Origin of the sequence: Mesorhizobium sp. M1A.F.Ca.IN.020.06.1.1 (genome assembly GCF_004023265.1) — a bacterium.
GTDB lineage: Bacteria > Pseudomonadota > Alphaproteobacteria > Rhizobiales > Rhizobiaceae > Mesorhizobium.
In genome coordinates, this window is sequence record NZ_RZSR01001332.1 from 1 (window position 1) to 1,209 (window position 1,209).

The 1,209-nt window shown below is 65.3% G+C and carries 1 pseudogene; it reads left to right on the forward strand.

What is annotated here, in order from left to right:
• Nucleotides 1–2 precede the first annotated feature (2 nt).
• Nucleotides 3–1,112, forward strand: a pseudogene (locus EOA60_RS33745) (IS1380 family transposase); the annotation flags it as partial.
• Between the last annotated feature and the right edge of the window lie 97 nt (nucleotides 1,113–1,209).

Below are 1,209 nucleotides of genomic sequence, written 5' to 3' on the forward strand. Positions count from 1 at the left end.
GTTTGTCATCTGTCGGCGGCAAGGCGGTCGTTGCCCGCTTCGACGGCGGCATGCTGTCGTCCAACGGTGGGGTTCTCGCTCTGGCCGAGGTGGAGAAACGGCTGCGTGTGGCTGACCGTCTGGCGCGCTGCATCGACGATCCGCGCTGCCCGGACCAGGTCGTCCACAGCGTGGCCGATATGATCGGCTCCCGCATGAAGATGATTGCGGCCGGCTATGAGGATGGCAACGACGCCACCCGGTTGCGCTGCGATCCAGCCTTCAAGATGGCCCAGGATGCGCTGCCTTCGGGTCGCGATCTGGCCTCCCAGTCGACGCTGTGCCGGCTAGAGAACCTGCCCGGGGTGCGGGAGCTGGTTGCGATGGGTCGGGCTATGGTCGACCTCTACTGCGCCTCCTTCCGGCAGGTGCCGAAGCGGATCGTGCTGGACATCGACGACACGTTTGATGCCGCGCATGGCGGCCAGCAGCTTCGCCTGTTCAATGCCCATCACGACGAGTACGGCTTCCAGCCGATCGTGGTGTTCGATGGCGATGGCCGCTTCGTCGGTGCGGTTCTGCTGCCGGCCAAGCGGCCGAGTGGGGCAGAAATCTGTCCCCACCTGCGCCGCCTGGTGCGGGCGATCCGGAGCAATTGGCCGAACACCCGGATCCTGATCCGGGCCGACAGCCATTATTGCAGTCCGCCGGTCATCGACTGGTGCCGCGCCAACGGTGTCGACTTCATCCTCGGCGTGGCGTCCACCACCACATTGCGCAAGCATGTCGCGGATCTGGAAGTCAGCACGCTGGCGCGTTTTGAAGCGTCGGCGAAGACGGACAAGGTCCGCAGGTTCAAGGAATTCTTTGACGGCGCCGGCAGCTGGAGCCGTGTCGAGCGCATCATCGCCCGGGTCGAGGTCGGCGCCCAAGGCGCCGACACCCGCTCCATCGTCACCAACCTTGCCGGTGGCAAGGCCAAGGCGCTCTACGAGGATGTCTACTGCCGGCGCGGCGCTGCCGAGAACCACATCAAGTCGTGGAAGACGCATCTCGCCGCCGACCGCACCTCCTGCACAAGAGCGACGGCCAACCAGTTCCGGCTCTTCCTGCATGCCGGCGCCTACTGGCTCAGCCCCCGAGACGAAGACACGGAAGGCGGTATCCAACCCGCGGATGAGAGTCTGATCAACCGTCGTCTCTGAGCTCAACCCCCAGCCTTGTGCAGCT